Source organism: Methylobacterium sp. E-066 (assembly GCF_022829635.1).
In the GTDB taxonomy this organism is placed as follows: Bacteria; Pseudomonadota; Alphaproteobacteria; order Rhizobiales; family Beijerinckiaceae; genus Methylobacterium.
Genome location: NZ_JAKSYO010000038.1, coordinates 1 through 15,066 on the forward strand (window position 1 = coordinate 1; position 15,066 = coordinate 15,066).

The window sequence follows — 15,066 nt, forward strand, 5'->3', positions numbered from 1 at the left end:
GTTCCTCGTCAGAGAGGCGGGTGACGCTCTCCAGCTTGCGGATGAGCGGGTAGAGGGCGTGGGGGAGCTTTGCAGCCATCGTGGCGTCGCCTTGCGTCGCAGGCGGAAGCACACGGCTCTCCCAGGCGGCAGCACCTGTACCGGAGCGGCTGACGATCCTATGAGCGTAGGAGGTATATTAGCGCGGCGATCAAACCTGAGTTAAGATTTTCGGCGTTCCCGGTGCTCGGCATGGTCGCCCCCGTCCGTTGAGGTGTCGGACCTCGCAGTTATGCCACGGGGCTGCACGCACCCGATTAACCTCGATCAGAGCACGGCCTCGGTGAAGCAGCTATGGCGTCGGAATGGCAAACCGGCTCATGACGCTCGACCTGTTCGCCACCCTCGACATCGTCGAGGACGATGTTACCGCCGTGGTGGACGCCTACATCGACGATCCAGCCTCTGGTCCGGTCTCGTTCGGCGAGATTTATCGGATCGACCCTGCCGCGGCCGTTGCAGCCCACCCCTTCGCCCAAACGCTCATGGGTCAGTTCTGGGCAAGCCCGGAGCTTCGGCGGGCCGCCATCCGTGCCGCCATCATGCTCGCGCAGCCGGAGCGGGTGTAGCCGTCGCGCCCGGTCAGTCGCGAGCGGACAGCAGCTAGCGTCCGCTCAGCCAACGCGACGTGATTTCTCGAAACGCTGCGTCGCCGCTCGCCTCTGACGCTCCCTCCGAGCCGAATGAGCGAGCCGACTGGCGCACGACTATATCGTCCCGCGTGACCGACCAATCGAACCGACCCGGCTCCTTTGAGGATGGGGTTATCCGCAGCTTGTGGGGGTTCGGCTTGAAGGTGATCATCTCTCGCATGTGGGGAGCCGCAGGACCGTCCGCGATAGACCCGAAGGTCTGGAACTGTACCCAACCTCATACGCTGCCAGAAATACAACATATGATGGAGTATTGGGGCCGTATCGCAGTCTCACGATGTGCAGGGCCTTGAAGTCCATCCTGTGTGATTGCGATACGCCGTCCGGATCGGGGCGAAACGACCGCCGAAGAGCGCGTCGTGAGCCATGATCGATACCCTGATCCGCAAGCTCAGCATCGCGGGCGAACTAACCGAGGGCGATCTCAAGACGTTGCGGCGCGCGAGCCTGCATAGCCGACAGGTCCCAGCCCGTCAGGATCTCACCACCGAGGAAGACCGGCCCGAGAACGTGCATCTCGTCCTCTCCGGCTTCGTCTGCCGCTACAAGATCCTGCCGAAGGGTCAGCGCCACATCACAGCCCTCATGGTTCCGGGCGACTTCTGCGACCTGCACGTCGCCATCCTGGATAAGATGGACCACTCTATCGCCACGTTGACCCCATGCACCGTGGTGGAGATCTCGCGTTCCACCATCCGCGACCTGACCGAGAACCATCCCCGCATCGCCCATGCCCTCTGGTGGGCGACCCTCGTTGATGAGGCCGTACTGCGCGAGTGGCTCGTCGGCTTGGCAGGGCGTGAAGCCGCCGAGCGGATGGCACACCTGTTCTGTGAACTGCTGCTGCGCCTGAGCGTGGTCGGCTTGGCGGAGAAGGACGGGTATGCCCTGCCCTTCACTCAGATCGACCTCGCCGATATGCTCGGTCTGACGCCTGTTCACGTGAACCGCACATTGCAGCACCTGCGGTCCGAAGACCTGATCGTCCTCAAGAAACGTCGCCTTGAGATCCCAGATGCCGCTCGGCTGAAAGCGTTCTGCGATTTCGTTCCAACCTACTTGCATCACACTCCAAGAGCTAAAAAATCTTCGGCCCCACCAACACAAGCTACAAACGTCAGCCTCGGAATGAGGCAGAACCAAACACATCGCTGATCGAACATTTGGGCGTCAGCGGCTGAGAGATGCGAGTGCTCCCGCCTGAGCGAGGCCGGATATCTCATGCCGCATTATTTCTTCGACACCGACGACGGCCTCTTCCGCCATGAGGACGACGAGGGCATCGAATTGCCCAGCCTCGATGCCGCGCGCATCGAGGCGTTGGATGCCCTCCCGGATATGGCGCGGAACAAGTCCCCGGACCGGGATCGTCGCACCTATTCGGTTCGGGTGCGCGATGAGGACGGGAGGGTGATCTATTTCGCCTCACTCGACTTGGTCGGTGAGTGGCATATCCCACACGCCATCAGCCTGTGATCGGATCGGGAAGCGAGGGCAAAGCATCTACAACATAGATTAGAATCCGCCTCTATCCTATGTGAAGGTGGTGTGCCGTTCACCGTCGCCTCGGGGGAGGGGGCGAGCGACTGCGAGCCGAAGTCTGCCCTGGCCCTGATCGGAAGCAGAGCTGTGTCCCAACTTGTGCAGTCGGAGGTCCGTAACCGCCTCCTTGCTACGCTGCCCGCAGACGACTTCGCTCGCCTCTCTCCCGCAGTGGAGCGCATACCGTTGCGGCTACATGAGACGGTGCTCGACCCGCATCAGCCGATTGAACACGCCTACTTCGTTGAAAGCGGGCTGTGCTCGTACCTAGATGTTTGGTCCCGGCATGTGGTGTGACGGATTGAGCCTGAAGCGTCCGGGCTCTTTCGTCCAGGTCTGGCAGATAAATTCGTAGGGGGTGAGGCCTCGCAGGGTCTTAAGCCGGCGACCGTAGTTGTAGGCTTCCACGAACAGTTGCAGGTGGCGGCGCAGCTCGTCGTTGTCGGTGTAATGGTAGCGCTTGACCGTGGCGTCCTTGATAGTGCGGTTCATTCGCTCGACCTGGCCGTTCGTCCACGGGCAGCGTGGTTTGGTCAGGCGATGCTCGATCTTGGTCTGCTCGCAGGCCCATTCGAACGAGTGCCAGCGGTAGATGCGCGGCTCGTCGCGCTCTGCCCAATAGGCAGCTGCCTTGGCCTCGGCCTCCGCGTTCACCGGCTTGTTGTCGGTGAATTGAATGCCGTTGTCGGTCAGGACCGTGTGGATCGTGTAGGGCACGGCCGCGACCAGATCGCGTAGAAAGGCCGCTGCGATCCGTTGTGTCGCCTTCTCGTGAAGTTGAACGAAGGCAAATTTGCTCGTGCGGTCGATGGCAACGAACAGGTGGAGCTTGCCTTGTTCGGTGCTGACCTGTGCGATGTCGATGTGGAAGTAGCCGATCGGGTAGGCTTTGAAGCGCGAACGCTTGGGCTTGTCGCCGTCGACCTCCGGCAGTCGACTGATGCCGTGACGCTGGAGACAGCGATGCAGACTTGAGCGGGTCAGGTGCGGAATGCTGGCCTGAAGCGCGTAGAGGCAGTCATCCAGTGGCAGCAGGGTATGCCGGCGAAAGGCGACGATGACCGCCTCGTGCTCCAGGCTCAGCACAGTGGAATGAGGCTCCTTCGATCCCATCCGCGCATCGGTGCTGGTCGGACGTGACCGCCACTTCTGCACGGTGGTCGGGCTGATCCCATAATGCTTCGCCGCGGCTCTCACGCTCTCTTTACGAGCTTGGATTGCCCGACGGACCGTCTCAGTCGTTGTGGCGCTGCCGTGGAGAATCTGTCCCATAGCGCGTCCCTCCATGTGGCACCAAATGTATCACTACATGCCGGGACCAAACATCTAGCCGACACGCACGATGGCCGCATAGAGATCGGCCTCGTCGGTCGTGAAAGTATAGTCGGCACACCGCTGGTCCTGGGCACCGACCGCGGGCCGTTCACGGCACTCGTCCAGGGAGATGGCGAAGCGTTGCGCATTTCAGCCACGGATCTATGCGCGGCGCTCGATGCAAGCCCAGCCCTTCGCGGTCTGCTCGGGCGCTACGTGCAGAGCTTCATCGTACAGGTCGGAGGCACTGCCTACGCCAATGCCAAATTGACCATCGAGGCGCGGCTGGCCCGTTGGATCCTAATGTATCAGGACCGCATGTACCAGAACGACCTACTGATCACGCACGAGTTCCTGTCGTTGATGCTGGGGGTGCGACGGCCTGGGGTGACGGCGGCTACGCACCTGCTGGAGAGCTCCGGCATGATCCAGGCGCGGCGGGGGCACATCACAGTGCTCGATCGCGAGAAGCTGGAAGGCATGGCTGGTGACAACTATGGTGCCGCGGAAGCCGAGTACGAGCGATTTATCGCAGACGCATAGAGCCTCCCCCACCTGGGGTAACCCTCGCTCGGCGCCTGGAAGTCCAGCAACCCTTCCAACATTCGTCCCCCGCCTACCGCAGCAACCATAAGCCCGCGTAGGTGAGCGTAGCTGAGTAGACGGCATGGCCGTCCTCGTCGGTTACCAGCACCGTGTAGACGTGCTGGTCGCCATCCCCTGGGATTTCACTGCGGGCGATGTCAGGCAAGAGGCGCTGGGCTTTCTCGCGGACCATTGAGAGGTCAGCGAGTTCGAACCCCTCCTCGTCCCGTTGGGTACCCTTGTCATCGCGGATATCGAAAAAGAAGCGCGGCATGGCTGAATGCGGCGATGTTGATCGGCTTTGCCTCTAACTCTCACCATCACACCTTGTTTCCGCACAGGGCGGCAGCCCTTGCTAAGCCCCTGTCACAGGCTGGCCGCCGCCTTCACGATCGAGAGGACGCTGTTGCGCGTGGTTTCATCGGAGATGCTCGTAAACGCCATCACGAGTTCCATCACCTTCGGATTGTCGAAGAACGTCGAGACCGTAGCCCCACTCTCATCGATCCCCGGCTGCCCGGCAAAGAAGGTCTCGACGGGCACCTTCAGGGCATCGGCGATGTCCTGCAGCCGGCCGGAGCCAATGCGGTTGCGGCCCTTCTCGTACTTCTGCACCTGCCGGTGCAAATGAACGGGGATCGGATCGGGCTTCCTCAGCCCCACAGGGCGCTGAAAGTCCGTTCGAAATCTCCGATCAAGGTCCGGTTGCAGAAGCTGTGCAGGATGGGGCCATCGACCCGGCCATCGCGCATCACGATCGACTCGGTCTGCTGATCATACGAGAATGTCAGATGGCGGCCTCCGAGCGTCGTCGAGAGGATGGCGTTGGCGCTGTCACCATCCTGCGTCATCTCAGTCGATCCTGGCTTGCTGCGCCACATGATCCCGCCAAGCAGCGCTAGAGTGACCGCCTTCATCTGCAGGTCTTCGCCTCCGGACTGCGCGATCACGCTTACCGCGTAGCGCCGCACGGCGTCGAGGTCGGTCGTCTCGGATCTCGTGAGAGCGTTTGCCATCGGATCAACCCTGACTGTCTGTGATGTTCTTTCCACAGGTCGAGGTGGCGGAGTAGCCGCCCCAGCCCTCGGTCGAGACCGGTGATGTCCCGCCCCAGCCCTCCTCGCGCCAGATCGCGACGCGCTGTGTCGGGTCGACCGAACCGTGATCGTTCAGGATCCCCAGCACGCGTTCCCGTTCCGCACCGTCGACTGCCAAGTTCAACATCGCCCCGCCGGCGGTCAGCTTTGCGGAGTAGGCAGCCCATGCCTCCCGGGGCAGCCCGATTTCCCCAAGCGCGTGACGAAACGTGTCGCCGTCAAGATAAGGATCTCTCGTCTCGGCGCGGTCGGCCTCAGGGGGGAGGGGGCCGACGACCAGCCGGATCGCCGCGTCGGGGATGCCGGCCGCGATAAGCGTAGCCATCTCCGCCTGCGCGCCGTTTCGGCTCTCGTACAGCGCATTGATGCCGGAACTCATGGTCGGACTTTCGTTCGGAACTGGGCGGTCTCCGTCAAGCGAGACCGAGCCGTCTCGGTCTCGATCTCTGCCCGTGCGACGGCAATGAACGTGGCGCGCTCAGCGGCGCTCAGGGTGAAACACGCATTCATCGTAGACCTCTCTCCCGAGGAGGGATCTGCCCACAGCCGGTTGCCCGGACCGTTGTCGAGGAAGTTCTGCTGCGCGCGTTCGAGCACCGCAGCTTCGAACGAATCGTCGATCGCCGTCTCGGCCGCGCTCAAGGGTTTGCACTGCGCACGGCGGGCTGCGGATATGCCGGGTTTCCCCCGGGCACGCCGCTGCTATTGGCCGACGACGCGGCGTCTGACTTGCCTGTCTCAGAGCCGGTGATCTGCTTGCGCGATGCCGCCTGGCTCTGGCTGGCATAGTCGGGTGGCGAACTTGCGCCCTGCCAGATCATCAACCCGGCCAGAGACGTGAGCATCAGACCGACGCTGATGATCAAGACGTAGAGCGCCGGCCTGCCGCGCTTGCCCTGGCGGCTGTCCTGACCGGATATATCCTCTGACACTCATAAACCTCGCTTGCTCAAGCATTATGAGCATGAACGAGAAACACGCGCCTCACCCGAAAAGTTCTTATCCGTGACCTTATGTACCTTCCTAAAAATCGCGCAAATCATTAGACCTATCAAATGATCGATTTTAGATTTTATTTATTAGATTTGTCTGAAACTATATGACCGCTCGCGGTTGATCAGTGGTAACGCTGTTTTATTAGAGCTGTACCATGTCTCTGACGATGTCTGTCGCTCTCGCCCTGACGGCAGCCGGCGGTTCCGTGTCGCTGACAACGGACTCTGGAGCATCGATAGCGGACCAGTTTGCAGGCTCGAATGTCGCGTTCATGGCAGGCATCGGTGCAGTGATCCTCGGTGGATTGGGTGTGCTGCTCGTGACAATCCTGAGTTGATCCACGCCCAGAGGCCTCACGATGCCCAGTCCTGATCCTACCGACCGGGTACACCGACAGGGCGATGCTGGAGGCGGGCTCTCCTTACGGACCATCCGCGATCGTCGGCTCGGAAAACCATCCGAACCGGTCGGAGGGCCTCGACGCTGTGCGTCAGAAGGCACGGCGCATGGTGGCGATCGCCGGGGCGCTGGTGGCAGCCGACGAGATACCGCGCGCCGTAGCCGGCGGAAGTAAGCTCAACCCTGACGGTCCGTAAGCCACTCTGCGAGAGAGAGTCTCCTCGTAATCGAGGGCAGATAACTCACGTCCGCTTCAGATGCCGTCGCAGCCAGCGGGTCGCATCTTCCAGAGCTGGGAAGGCAGGGGCTCTCTGCCCTTGCAGCCGACCGAACCCCGCCTCCATGAACCAACTTCCAGGATTGTCGTGCTCTGGCCCATCGAGGCGAACTAGAACCGCCACGAGCAGGCCGTTGGCGATCACCAGCCGGCCTTCGCGATCAGGGCTCGCCGTATCGACGGCGATCGGCTGCAGCACGATCAGCGTCTCGACGTTGCCCTGTTCGGACATCGGCTAGCCCTCCTGGGCGCGACCCGGCCAGCTCAGGGCGCGCCGCTCACCCCAGCGGGTGTTGCGCAGGTGCAGGTAGTTCGGCGTGAACAGGCAGAAGGCCTTCAGCCGCTCGACGTCGAGGATGGTCAACACCCGGTACTTGAGATGGATCAGGCCGAGCGCGCGTAACTCCCGCAGCGTCCGGTTCACGTGCACGTCGGACAGGCCCATCGTGTCGGCGATCTCCGTTTGGGTGAGCGGGAACGCGTAGCTGTTGTCGGTGACACGCCCGACCGCTTCCAAGCGCATCAGGAGTTCGCACAGGAGGTGGGCGATGCGCTGGACCGGAGGGCGCCCTCCTACGTTCACCAGCCATTCCCGCAGGACAGCGCCGTCGACCAGGGAGCACCACCAGAAGGCACGCGCGATGCTCGGATGGTGCACCGTGATCTCGTCGATGGCCTGCCGGGGGATGTCCACGACCTGACAGGTCGAGATGGTGCCGATGCTGTGGTCCATCTCATCGAGGATGAAGACGTTGAGGTCGCAGAAGTCGCCCGGCACGAGGAGGGCCATGATCTGGCGCTGGCCGTCTGGGAGCACCTTGTAGCGGCAGGCGAAGCCATCCAGGATGAGCAGGACGTTGTCCGGCTTGTCGCCTTCCTGGATCAGATCCTGGCGCGCGCCGACCTGCCGTACCTTGAGTGTCAGCCCGTTCAGGGCCCAGCGCGCCTGGTCGGACAAGGGTTCGAAGCTCTCAAGCTTCCGCGTCAGCGCCTGCTGCATCGGACTGGCCTCATGATTGAGAGAACCCGCTGATCGTCCGAGAGGCGCTCCTCGAAGGAACGCCGAGCCGAGCGGCACCGATCCTGAGAGGGCATCACAGGTACGATTTCGGACGCTCGCGCCCTGCCTGGAAATAGATGAACTGCGCCAAGAAACGCCCCGCCACCCGGACCGGGCGACAGGGCTTGAGTGCGCTCGGGTCGGAAAGAGCCGTCTGGGCGATGAAGGGGCAAGGAACGCTCGCGCGGCCAACTGCGCTCACATCATCGCGGCAACAGCCGGATACCCAATGCCAGCGGATTAAAGAATCGATCCGATCAAAAGATGGAATTTGGTGAGGTTGGCCCTTGATCTCTGCCGTGTCGTAATCGTCTTAGAAATCCGTCTTATGACCAAACATATAGGTAACTTCGTTCTATGGTAGAGCCTATCATCAGTCGGTCAGACACAGGTTCTGATGGCTGGGAGAGCCGCGGGCTTCCTCCTGCAATATGAGGTGGAGCAATATGAGTTCAGCTCCCGTTCTCCACGCTATGAACTGGCTCATCCGCAAACTGGAAAGCATCGCCAGCCTATCGGAGGTAGAGCGCCGGGCCATCGAGAGCCTGCCGGTCAGGATCCACAAGCTCAACGTCCGGCAGGACATCGTGCGCGACGGCGACAAGCCCTCGCATTGCTGCTTGATCATCGATGGCTGGGCCTGTCGGTACAAGCTCCTCAGCCAGGGCAAGCGGCAGATCCTATCGTTCCACATCCCCGGCGACATCCTGGATCTCCAGAGCCTGCACGTCCCCACCATGGATCACAGCCTCGGCACGCTGACCAAAGCCATCGTGGCCTTCATTCTACACGAAAGCCTGCGGGAGCTGACGGCCCGCCACCCCGGCATCGCGGCGATCCTCTGGCTCGATACCTTGATCGACGCGGGGATCTTCCGCGAGTGGTTGGTGAGCATGGGACGGCGCTCGGCCTTCGAGCACGTCGCCCACCTATTCTGCGAGCTGTATCTGAAGCTGCAGGCGGTGGGGCTGGCCGGGAACTACCGTTGCCCGCTGCCGGTCACCCAGGCGGATCTCGCCGATGCGCTGGGGCTCACGCCTGTGCACATCAATCGCGTGCTCCAGGCGATGCGTGGCAAGACCCTGATCACGCTTCGAAGCAGCACGCTGGTGATCGAGGCCTGGAATGAACTTCTGCGTGTCTCCGAGTTTGACCCGACATACCTGCATCTGGAGAAGCGAGCCACCGGATGACCCTTCGCCTACAGCCGGTGCAGGTCGCCACCGGCAGTTACGATGTCGACGGGCAGTTGGTCTTCGCCAACGGCTTCTTGGCCGCAGTCCTAGTGAAGCTTTCAGGCTATCACGATGACATGGCCGGGATGTGGTTCGCGGAAGCGGGCTTCGGATGGGTCGATACACCGACCCGGCCCACTTTCGCCGACCTCGATGCCGCGCAGGCCTGGATCGAGCAGCAATTAGCTCAAGCGGCTTGAGCCGCAGCTTCAGAACTGCCGTTGTTGTTCGATGAGCTCCCGCTGTTCCAGTGCGCTCAGCTGGTACTGACCGGGGCATATCCTGACGCTATCTTATCTCGTTCAGGAGGGCGTTGGACGCTGACAGAGTCGCACGGATCAGGGCCCGCCGCTGCTACATGATGTCCGGTGTAGGTGGAACCCGGCGAGAAGCCTGGAGCATCCATTGACATCAACTTGCGATAGTATGCAGGACCTACATATGTTGAAAAATCTACCTCAAGGCGCGGCCACCTTCTGTAGTCGCGGCCTCGCGTTCGTCCATGGCACCCACATCGTGATGAAGGTCTGCCCGGAGTGTTCTCAGTGGAATGCTCCAGAGGCGGCCGACAGAGGCGTTTGCGCCTGGTGTGCCTACGTCCCATCATGTGAGGACGTAGAGCCTGCTGTAGTGTTCGACGCCGCGGCGTAGCCCCACTTCGTGGACACGGACCATCATCGTTGCCCCTCAGACCTCGACGCAGTACCATGGGGCGCCCTGACGAGGGGCACCCATCGGCCCGGCCTGCATCTCTCCCCCGAATGTGGGTCGGGCCGGTGGGTCTCATTTACTGGCGCTGAATGGCATGCGCGCCGAGGCACGATACCGGAACCGAGCTTGGCGTTGCAGGTTTATCGGCGGCACGCGGTTATAACGTGCTCCCGGCCAACGAAAAGGGCTGCTTTCCGATCGGGGAAGGCAGCCCGTTTTATGTCTGAGAAGTGATCAGGTCCGCGTGCGCCCCGCCAGGGTACGACCGATCGCGAACAGCATCATGTCGGAGAGCCGCTGAAGCTTCCGATCGCCGACCAGACCGATCGCCGCGTGCGCGGCAATACAGCGATCGGCGGCCACGATCAAAGGATCGGTCTCATGCATCTCGATTGGATGGTCGGGCAGGAAAGAGCCGCGATGGGTGTCCGTGGTGTCGATGTAAGCGCCACGGCCATGCATCACCCCGGTCTCGTCAGGCGCCAGGGTGCCGCGGTTGAGCACCCACCGGACCTCACCTGTCCCGGTCAAGACACGGAACTCGGCAGAGAAAGACCCTCCTGTTTCACGCACCCGTCGGATGCGATCGAATACCCAGCCGCGATCGTCCGGATGCATGCGGCGCAGAGCAATGTCCAAGGGCATGGGTTGACCCGCGAGACCTCCGTCCCCGGCAAGCAAATCGGCGGCGCCTTCGTCAAGAACGGATCGGCCTGCCGGCACATCTGTATCCCAGGTACCAACAAGGCCGGCCGCCTGGAGGGCAGGATTGATAATCAACATCGATGCATCGCACCTCAGGTCGAAGATTGATACTTTTGGGAAGGTCAGATCTCAGAGCCGTTGCTACAAAATGTATTGCCGCATCCGCCACTCAAACCCAGTATCGCGGCTTTGACGGCGAAAATTTCGTCAAAGCATTATGATGATTAAGATATCAGCGATTAAACCCTTCCCATTGGCGCGTAGGAGGTTAGGACGGTGGTATGGCAGATGATCGCACTCGCGCTGCGCTCCACCAAATCGCGGAGATCCTCAGCGTTCCGGTGAGCGTGCTCCATAGTCCGGGCCAGTCGTCTTCGCTCACGCCCTCAGCGCGGGAGATACCGGAGACGCTTGAGCTACTTGAGGCGTTCACCCGGGTCACCGATCCGAAGATGCGCCACGCCTGCATCGAGTTCGTGCGCAAGGCAGGATCGGCCTGACAGGCAGAAGTAATAATTTGGCATTCGCATTGCGCAAACCCAATTCAATTGATGCATTGCCAGCCAAATATGCGTATATTCCGCCATGGACGATGATCCAGGTTATGGCATCACAGCTGAACGAAGAGTAAATTTGAATTTATCGCTGATCGAAAATTAGGCATCAGCGGCTGAAAGATGCGCGCGCTTCCGCCTGAGCGAGGCCGGATATCTAATGCCGCATTATTTCTTCGACACCGACGACGGCTACTTCCGCCATGAGGACGATGAGGGCTTCGAATTGCCCAGCCTCGATGCCGCGCGCATCGAGGCATTGGATGCCCTCCCGGATATGCCGCGTAACAAGCTCCCGGACCAGGATCGTCGCACCTATTCGGTTCGCGTGCGCGATGAATGACCTGACCGGTATTTTGGACCGGGCCAGTTGCGAGGTTACTGCATGGTAGCGGCCATGGGTAGCCGGAAGGCCAGATCCGGGTAGCTGACGGGCGCGGGCGGCCGATAGCCCAGCGACGAATGCGGTCGGATGCAGTTGTACGTGGTTTGCCATAGACCGATCACGATCTGCGCCTCCTTCAGCGAGTAGAAGATCTCCTGGCGTAGGCACTCGTCACGAAGTTTGCCGTTGAAGCTCTCACAATACCCGTTCTCCCACGGTGATCCTGGCGTGATGTACTGGATCTGCGAACCAGTTTTGGCCACCCATTTGCGCAACGCCTTCGCGATCATCTCGGGACCATTGTCGCAGCGGATGTTCTCCGGGATGCCGTGCAGGCACATTGCCTCTGCCAGGGCCTCGATTACGCCGAGACTGTTGATGCGCCGCGCCACCTTCAAGGCGAGGCACGCCCGGCTGTGCTCATCGATCAGCGTCAGGATGCGCAGGCTCCGGCCGTCGTGTGTCTGCGCCTGTACGAAGTCGAAGCTCCAGACGTGGTTGCGGTGGAGCGGCCGCAGCCGCACGCATGAGCCGTCGTTCAGCCAAAGGCGGCTGCGGGGTCTCTGTCGGCTGGGGACCTTCAGCCCCTCGCGACGCCAGATGCGCTGAACCCGGTCCTTGCCCGCTTGCCAGCCGGCTGCCTGCAGCAGCGCCGTGACGCGGCGGTAGCCGTAGCGCCCGTACTCGGACGCCAGGGCGATGATGGCGCGGGTCAGATCATCCTCGTCGGCCGGCATGGTGGGCACGTAGCGCTGCGTACCCCGATGCTGGCCGACGATCCGGCAGGCGTGACGCTCCGAGAGGCTGTACTTCTCCCGGATGCCGTCGACCGCTTGCCTGCGTCGCTCGGGGGCTACAAGTTTCCCGAGGCGACGTCCGCCAGAACCTGCTTCTCTAAAGATAGATCCGCCACAAGCCGACGAAGCCGGGCGTTTTCGCGCTCCAGATCTTTCATCTTCTTGGCCTGATCAACCTTCAGACCGCCGTACTCCTTACGCCAGCGGTAGTAGCTCTGCTCGGAGACATCCGCTTCCTTGCATGCGACGGCGATGCTTTTGCCTTGCGCCGTCTGCACCTCGATCTGGCGCAACATCAGCACGACCTGCTCCGCACTTGGCCTCTGTCCTCGCTTCATCCCCAACTCCTCTGGTCCACGCTGATCCTCTCAATCAGCCCGGTCCAAAGCCAGCCGGTCAGGTCAACTACCTGCCCGTCTCCTCGACCAGCTGCACCGTTCGCACGCCAACTTCGCCGGCGTACCTTCCCTGATCCTGACCGAGGCCTTCCCGGATGGCTTGCCACCCGACCTCGAAGACGATCCACTCATCGTCCAACTCAAAGGGCGCTTCGACGACCCCGCTGCGCTAGAGGCTGCCGGTGTCGATCATGCCCGAGTACTCGTCATCCTGGCCGAGCAAGAGGGTGAACGCCTGTCCGACAGCCGTACCTTCGACATCATCCACCGCTTGCGTGAGCGGGGTATCAAGGTGCGCATCGTCGCCGAGTGCGTCGACGACCTGAACCGGGATCGCCTGACGCGAGCTGGGGCTTCGGCGATCGTCAGGCCCCTGCGCGGCTACCCTGAGATGATCGTCCGCGCGATCGTCGCGCCTGGCACCGAATGGATCATCGAGCGCCTGTTCTCCAGCGAGGGTGACGAGTGCCTTCGCTTCGACGTCAAGATCACCGATGTCGTCTGGGCGGACGTCGTATCGGCCATCTTAAACGAGAACTTCGGCACACCGGTGGGCTACGCGGATCTCCAAGGCGAGCCGCACAGCAACCCACCGCCGCACACTGCCGTCACAGGCGAGGCCTTGTTCGTCTTGGTCGATGAGTCTCAGAAACCGAGCAGTGCCTCGCTCCAGAGATTGCTAGACCGGCTGGCCGGGGGCAGGGCCGCGTGATGACTGCGATCATGGAACGCCACGCTCGAACGGTAGCTCGTCCTGACCGCTCTGCGTGTCGCGCCCGCTGCGATGATCGAGAAAGCGTAGCACGGGCGTCACCGTCACCCCGTGCAGGATGATGGATACCAGAACGGTTAGCCCGGCTGTCGCCCAGAGTAGGTCTGGCGCCTCGAACCGCGCGTGGTTCAGCGCGAACGCGAGGTAGTACATCGTACCGAGGCCGCGGATGCCGAAGAAGGCGATGACCGCCTTTTCATCGGCCGGCAATCCCGAGCCGAGTAGCCCAATCCAGCCGCTGAGCGGGCGCACGACGAGGAGGGCGAGGACGACGAAGCCGACCGCCGAGAGGCTGAGGCCATCGAGTAGGCCACCGGCCGCGAGCGCCAACCCGAACCCGACGAGCAGGACCATCATCAGCAGGCGCTCAAGTTCCTCGGCGTAGGTGTGCATCTTCTGATGGTAGTCATGGCTGTGATGAGAGGCGCGCAGCGCGAGTGCGGCAGCGAACACACCGACGAAGCCGTAGCCGTCAGCGACCTGTACGACCCCGTAGGTCAGGCAGGTCGCCCCGAGAGCCACGAAGCCGTCGCCGGTGCGAGACAGCTTGGAGGCGTTCGGCAGGTGGAAGATAAGCCAGCCGAGACCGCGTCCGATCAGGCCTCCGAGCGCGGCCCCGACGACGATCTTCCAGATCACGTCGATGGTCAGCCAGTGCTCCAGCGGCAGATCTGTGAAACTGCCGGCACCGGCGAGTACGATGGCGAGGTTGACGAACGGGAAGGCGAGCCCGTCATTGAGGCCGGCCTCCGAGGTCAGGGCAAAGCGCATCTCATCCTCGCCCCCTTCTGTGGGATGTCCGACCTGGACATCGGAGGCGAGGACTGGATCGGTCGGGGCGAGGGATGCCGCCAGCAGCAGAGCCGTCGCGGCACCGACCCCGAGGAGTGCCCAGGCGAGCATTGCCAGCGCTAGGATGGTCAGCGGCATGGCGATGCCCAGCAGCCGCCAAGTCACCGCCCAGCGGCGCCAGCCGATCAGCCGGTCGATCTTCAGGCCAGCCCCCATCAGCGAGATGATGACTACACCCTCGGTCGCATGCTCGATCAGTGATAGGTGTTCGGAAAGCTTTAGGGGCAGTCCGGCAACTACGGGCAGCAGGGACAAGGCTGCACCGGCGCCGACACAGCAGATGGGCAGGGACAGCGGTAGCGCTCGGAGTACCATCGGCAGCCATGCCGTCAGCAGGACCAGGACACCGAACCCGGCGAGGACGACGACATAGGTTTCCATCGTAGTGCGAACCAATCCTGGATCGCCCTGTTCCGTGTTTGCTCCATCATTCGTATCAGTAACACTGCAAGGCGTACGGTGGGCAACCACGCGACGATAGGCGCGCTGTTGGCCAGTCCTCCGCGGACCGCCGGTGAGGCCTTGGCCGGGCGGTCGCGTAAGGGTCGGTGCAGCGGGGAACAGGACACTGCAAGCGCCAGCCAACGGCCACTCAGTTTCCAGCGGCAAGTCCTCTGGGGGCAGGCATCAATGTTTCGTCAGGCTATCGACGGTCTCGCTTGGTCCAAGCGTGTCCCGGAACCGCGCGAGGCGAC

Annotated in this window: 23 protein-coding genes; 11 read left to right on the forward strand and 12 right to left on the reverse strand. The window is 62.1% G+C overall.

The window, feature by feature from the left end:
- The first annotated feature begins 359 nt into the window (after nucleotides 1–359).
- From MKL20_RS03420 to MKL20_RS03430, 3 genes are all read left to right on the forward strand, one after another.
- Nucleotides 360–608, forward strand: coding sequence for a hypothetical protein (locus MKL20_RS03420; RefSeq protein WP_244035503.1), 249 nt, complete (start codon nucleotides 360–362; stop codon nucleotides 606–608).
- A gap of 450 nt (nucleotides 609–1,058) precedes the next feature.
- Nucleotides 1,059–1,847 carry a Crp/Fnr family transcriptional regulator gene (locus tag MKL20_RS03425; protein WP_244035504.1) on the forward strand — a complete coding sequence of 263 codons (789 nt, stop codon included), beginning with the start codon at nucleotides 1,059–1,061 and terminating at the stop codon, nucleotides 1,845–1,847.
- 66 nt (nucleotides 1,848–1,913) lie between these two features.
- Nucleotides 1,914–2,168 (forward strand): DUF6894 family protein, encoded by a 255-nt coding sequence (locus MKL20_RS03430; RefSeq protein ID WP_244035505.1) that lies wholly within the window; start codon nucleotides 1,914–1,916, stop codon nucleotides 2,166–2,168.
- A gap of 333 nt (nucleotides 2,169–2,501) precedes the next feature.
- Here MKL20_RS03430 and MKL20_RS03435 read toward each other — a convergent pair whose 3' ends face one another.
- Nucleotides 2,502–3,506, reverse strand: coding sequence for an IS481 family transposase (locus tag MKL20_RS03435; protein WP_244035506.1), 1,005 nt, complete (start codon nucleotides 3,504–3,506; stop codon nucleotides 2,502–2,504).
- 15 nt (nucleotides 3,507–3,521) lie between these two features.
- Here MKL20_RS03435 and MKL20_RS03440 point away from each other — a divergent pair, with 15 nt between their 5' ends.
- The gene (locus MKL20_RS03440; protein ID WP_244035545.1) at nucleotides 3,522–4,091 is read left to right on the forward strand and encodes a Crp/Fnr family transcriptional regulator; all 570 of its coding nucleotides are present in this window, start codon (nucleotides 3,522–3,524) and stop codon (nucleotides 4,089–4,091) included.
- Between the two features lie 73 nt (nucleotides 4,092–4,164).
- On the opposite strand, the gene MKL20_RS03445 is transcribed toward MKL20_RS03440, so the two are convergent.
- The 6 genes from MKL20_RS03445 to MKL20_RS03470 all read right to left on the reverse strand — a co-directional run bounded on the left by MKL20_RS03445 (nucleotide 4,165) and on the right by MKL20_RS03470 (nucleotide 6,162).
- Nucleotides 4,165–4,407: a DUF6894 family protein gene (locus tag MKL20_RS03445; RefSeq protein WP_244035507.1), complete on the reverse strand. Its 243-nt coding sequence runs from the start codon at nucleotides 4,405–4,407 to the stop codon at nucleotides 4,165–4,167.
- Between the two features lie 92 nt (nucleotides 4,408–4,499).
- A complete protein-coding gene (locus tag MKL20_RS03450) occupies nucleotides 4,500–4,748 on the reverse strand; it encodes a helix-turn-helix domain-containing protein (RefSeq protein ID WP_244035508.1) in 249 nt (82 codons plus the stop codon).
- Between the two features lie 38 nt (nucleotides 4,749–4,786).
- A complete protein-coding gene (locus MKL20_RS03455; protein ID WP_244035509.1) occupies nucleotides 4,787–5,149 on the reverse strand; it encodes a hypothetical protein in 363 nt (120 codons plus the stop codon).
- Nucleotides 5,150–5,153: 4 nt separating this feature from the next.
- Nucleotides 5,154–5,609 (reverse strand): hypothetical protein, encoded by a 456-nt coding sequence (locus MKL20_RS03460; protein ID WP_244035510.1) that lies wholly within the window; start codon nucleotides 5,607–5,609, stop codon nucleotides 5,154–5,156.
- Nucleotides 5,606–5,872, reverse strand: a complete 267-nt coding sequence (locus tag MKL20_RS03465) for a hypothetical protein (protein WP_244035511.1) — start codon at nucleotides 5,870–5,872, stop codon at nucleotides 5,606–5,608. Before MKL20_RS03465 ends, MKL20_RS03460 begins: the two co-directional genes overlap by 4 nt.
- Entirely contained in the window at nucleotides 5,869–6,162 is a 294-nt protein-coding gene (locus MKL20_RS03470; protein ID WP_244035512.1) for a hypothetical protein, read from the reverse strand. Before MKL20_RS03470 ends, MKL20_RS03465 begins: the two co-directional genes overlap by 4 nt.
- A 218-nt stretch (nucleotides 6,163–6,380) precedes the next feature.
- Here MKL20_RS03470 and MKL20_RS03475 point away from each other — a divergent pair, with 218 nt between their 5' ends.
- Nucleotides 6,381–6,563 (forward strand): hypothetical protein, encoded by a 183-nt coding sequence (locus MKL20_RS03475; RefSeq protein WP_244035513.1) that lies wholly within the window; start codon nucleotides 6,381–6,383, stop codon nucleotides 6,561–6,563.
- Between the two features lie 64 nt (nucleotides 6,564–6,627).
- Complete coding sequence (locus MKL20_RS03480; protein WP_244035514.1) at nucleotides 6,628–6,822, forward strand: hypothetical protein; 195 nt, start codon at nucleotides 6,628–6,630, stop codon at nucleotides 6,820–6,822.
- 45 nt (nucleotides 6,823–6,867) lie between these two features.
- On the opposite strand, the gene MKL20_RS03485 is transcribed toward MKL20_RS03480, so the two are convergent.
- The gene (locus tag MKL20_RS03485; protein WP_244035515.1) at nucleotides 6,868–7,134 is read right to left on the reverse strand and encodes a hypothetical protein; all 267 of its coding nucleotides are present in this window, start codon (nucleotides 7,132–7,134) and stop codon (nucleotides 6,868–6,870) included.
- A 3-nt stretch (nucleotides 7,135–7,137) separates the two neighbouring features.
- On the reverse strand, nucleotides 7,138–7,902 hold the full coding sequence (locus tag MKL20_RS03490; protein WP_244035516.1) for a Crp/Fnr family transcriptional regulator: 765 nt from the start codon (nucleotides 7,900–7,902) through the stop codon (nucleotides 7,138–7,140).
- Between the two features lie 533 nt (nucleotides 7,903–8,435).
- Here MKL20_RS03490 and MKL20_RS03495 point away from each other — a divergent pair.
- Together MKL20_RS03495 and MKL20_RS03500 are read left to right on the forward strand one after the other, a co-directional pair.
- Nucleotides 8,436–9,155, forward strand: a complete 720-nt coding sequence (locus MKL20_RS03495) for a Crp/Fnr family transcriptional regulator (RefSeq protein ID WP_244035517.1) — start codon at nucleotides 8,436–8,438, stop codon at nucleotides 9,153–9,155.
- Nucleotides 9,152–9,397, forward strand: coding sequence for a hypothetical protein (locus MKL20_RS03500; protein WP_244035518.1), 246 nt, complete (start codon nucleotides 9,152–9,154; stop codon nucleotides 9,395–9,397). The genes MKL20_RS03495 and MKL20_RS03500 overlap by 4 nt, the downstream gene beginning before the upstream one ends.
- Nucleotides 9,398–10,142: 745 nt before the next feature.
- Here the strand turns inward: MKL20_RS03500 and MKL20_RS03505 are convergent.
- The gene (locus MKL20_RS03505; RefSeq protein ID WP_244035519.1) at nucleotides 10,143–10,691 is read right to left on the reverse strand and encodes a PAS domain-containing protein; all 549 of its coding nucleotides are present in this window, start codon (nucleotides 10,689–10,691) and stop codon (nucleotides 10,143–10,145) included.
- A gap of 203 nt (nucleotides 10,692–10,894) precedes the next feature.
- On the opposite strand from MKL20_RS03505, the gene MKL20_RS03510 reads away from it, so the two are divergent.
- Both MKL20_RS03510 and MKL20_RS03515 read left to right on the forward strand, forming a co-directional pair.
- Nucleotides 10,895–11,113 carry a hypothetical protein gene (locus tag MKL20_RS03510; protein WP_244016943.1) on the forward strand — a complete coding sequence of 73 codons (219 nt, stop codon included), beginning with the start codon at nucleotides 10,895–10,897 and terminating at the stop codon, nucleotides 11,111–11,113.
- Between the two features lie 214 nt (nucleotides 11,114–11,327).
- On the forward strand, nucleotides 11,328–11,510 hold the full coding sequence (locus tag MKL20_RS03515) for a DUF6894 family protein (RefSeq protein ID WP_244035520.1): 183 nt from the start codon (nucleotides 11,328–11,330) through the stop codon (nucleotides 11,508–11,510).
- 35 nt (nucleotides 11,511–11,545) lie between these two features.
- On the opposite strand, the gene MKL20_RS03520 is transcribed toward MKL20_RS03515, so the two are convergent.
- Nucleotides 11,546–12,687 (reverse strand): IS3 family transposase gene (locus MKL20_RS03520; RefSeq protein WP_244035521.1). Its coding sequence is split into 2 segments (ribosomal slippage): nucleotides 11,546–12,420 and nucleotides 12,420–12,687, totalling 1,143 coding nucleotides; the frame shifts between segments, so codons are not numbered across the junction.
- A gap of 160 nt (nucleotides 12,688–12,847) precedes the next feature.
- Here MKL20_RS03520 and MKL20_RS03525 point away from each other — a divergent pair.
- On the forward strand, nucleotides 12,848–13,459 hold the full coding sequence (locus MKL20_RS03525; protein WP_244035522.1) for an NAD-binding protein: 612 nt from the start codon (nucleotides 12,848–12,850) through the stop codon (nucleotides 13,457–13,459).
- A gap of 9 nt (nucleotides 13,460–13,468) precedes the next feature.
- Here the strand turns inward: MKL20_RS03525 and MKL20_RS03530 are convergent, their stop codons facing one another.
- Nucleotides 13,469–14,752 carry a cation:proton antiporter gene (locus MKL20_RS03530; protein ID WP_244035546.1) on the reverse strand — a complete coding sequence of 428 codons (1,284 nt, stop codon included), beginning with the start codon at nucleotides 14,750–14,752 and terminating at the stop codon, nucleotides 13,469–13,471.
- Nucleotides 14,753–15,066: the final 314 nt, after the last annotated feature.

What these genes read in the sequence shown, in the direction of transcription:
- MKL20_RS03430 (WP_244035505.1), top strand. Translation starts at nt 1,914, where the DNA reads ATGCCGCATTATTTCTTCGACACCGACGACGGCCTCTTCCGCCATGAG.
- MKL20_RS03510 (WP_244016943.1), top strand. Translation starts at nt 10,895, where the DNA reads ATGGCAGATGATCGCACTCGCGCTGCGCTCCACCAAATCGCGGAGATC.
- MKL20_RS03490 (WP_244035516.1), bottom strand. Translation starts at nt 7,902, where the DNA reads ATGCAGCAGGCGCTGACGCGGAAGCTTGAGAGCTTCGAACCCTTGTCC.
- MKL20_RS03505 (WP_244035519.1), bottom strand. Translation starts at nt 10,691, where the DNA reads ATGTTGATTATCAATCCTGCCCTCCAGGCGGCCGGCCTTGTTGGTACC.
- MKL20_RS03500 (WP_244035518.1), top strand. Translation starts at nt 9,152, where the DNA reads ATGACCCTTCGCCTACAGCCGGTGCAGGTCGCCACCGGCAGTTACGAT.
- MKL20_RS03515 (WP_244035520.1), top strand. Translation starts at nt 11,328, where the DNA reads ATGCCGCATTATTTCTTCGACACCGACGACGGCTACTTCCGCCATGAG.
- MKL20_RS03475 (WP_244035513.1), top strand. Translation starts at nt 6,381, where the DNA reads ATGTCTCTGACGATGTCTGTCGCTCTCGCCCTGACGGCAGCCGGCGGT.
- MKL20_RS03425 (WP_244035504.1), top strand. Translation starts at nt 1,059, where the DNA reads ATGATCGATACCCTGATCCGCAAGCTCAGCATCGCGGGCGAACTAACC.
- MKL20_RS03495 (WP_244035517.1), top strand. Translation starts at nt 8,436, where the DNA reads ATGAACTGGCTCATCCGCAAACTGGAAAGCATCGCCAGCCTATCGGAG.
- MKL20_RS03530 (WP_244035546.1), bottom strand. Translation starts at nt 14,752, where the DNA reads ATGGAAACCTATGTCGTCGTCCTCGCCGGGTTCGGTGTCCTGGTCCTG.
- MKL20_RS03445 (WP_244035507.1), bottom strand. Translation starts at nt 4,407, where the DNA reads ATGCCGCGCTTCTTTTTCGATATCCGCGATGACAAGGGTACCCAACGG.
- MKL20_RS03480 (WP_244035514.1), top strand. Translation starts at nt 6,628, where the DNA reads ATGCTGGAGGCGGGCTCTCCTTACGGACCATCCGCGATCGTCGGCTCG.
- MKL20_RS03435 (WP_244035506.1), bottom strand. Translation starts at nt 3,506, where the DNA reads ATGGGACAGATTCTCCACGGCAGCGCCACAACGACTGAGACGGTCCGT.
- MKL20_RS03420 (WP_244035503.1), top strand. Translation starts at nt 360, where the DNA reads ATGACGCTCGACCTGTTCGCCACCCTCGACATCGTCGAGGACGATGTT.
- MKL20_RS03460 (WP_244035510.1), bottom strand. Translation starts at nt 5,609, where the DNA reads ATGAGTTCCGGCATCAATGCGCTGTACGAGAGCCGAAACGGCGCGCAG.
- MKL20_RS03485 (WP_244035515.1), bottom strand. Translation starts at nt 7,134, where the DNA reads ATGTCCGAACAGGGCAACGTCGAGACGCTGATCGTGCTGCAGCCGATC.
- MKL20_RS03455 (WP_244035509.1), bottom strand. Translation starts at nt 5,149, where the DNA reads ATGGCAAACGCTCTCACGAGATCCGAGACGACCGACCTCGACGCCGTG.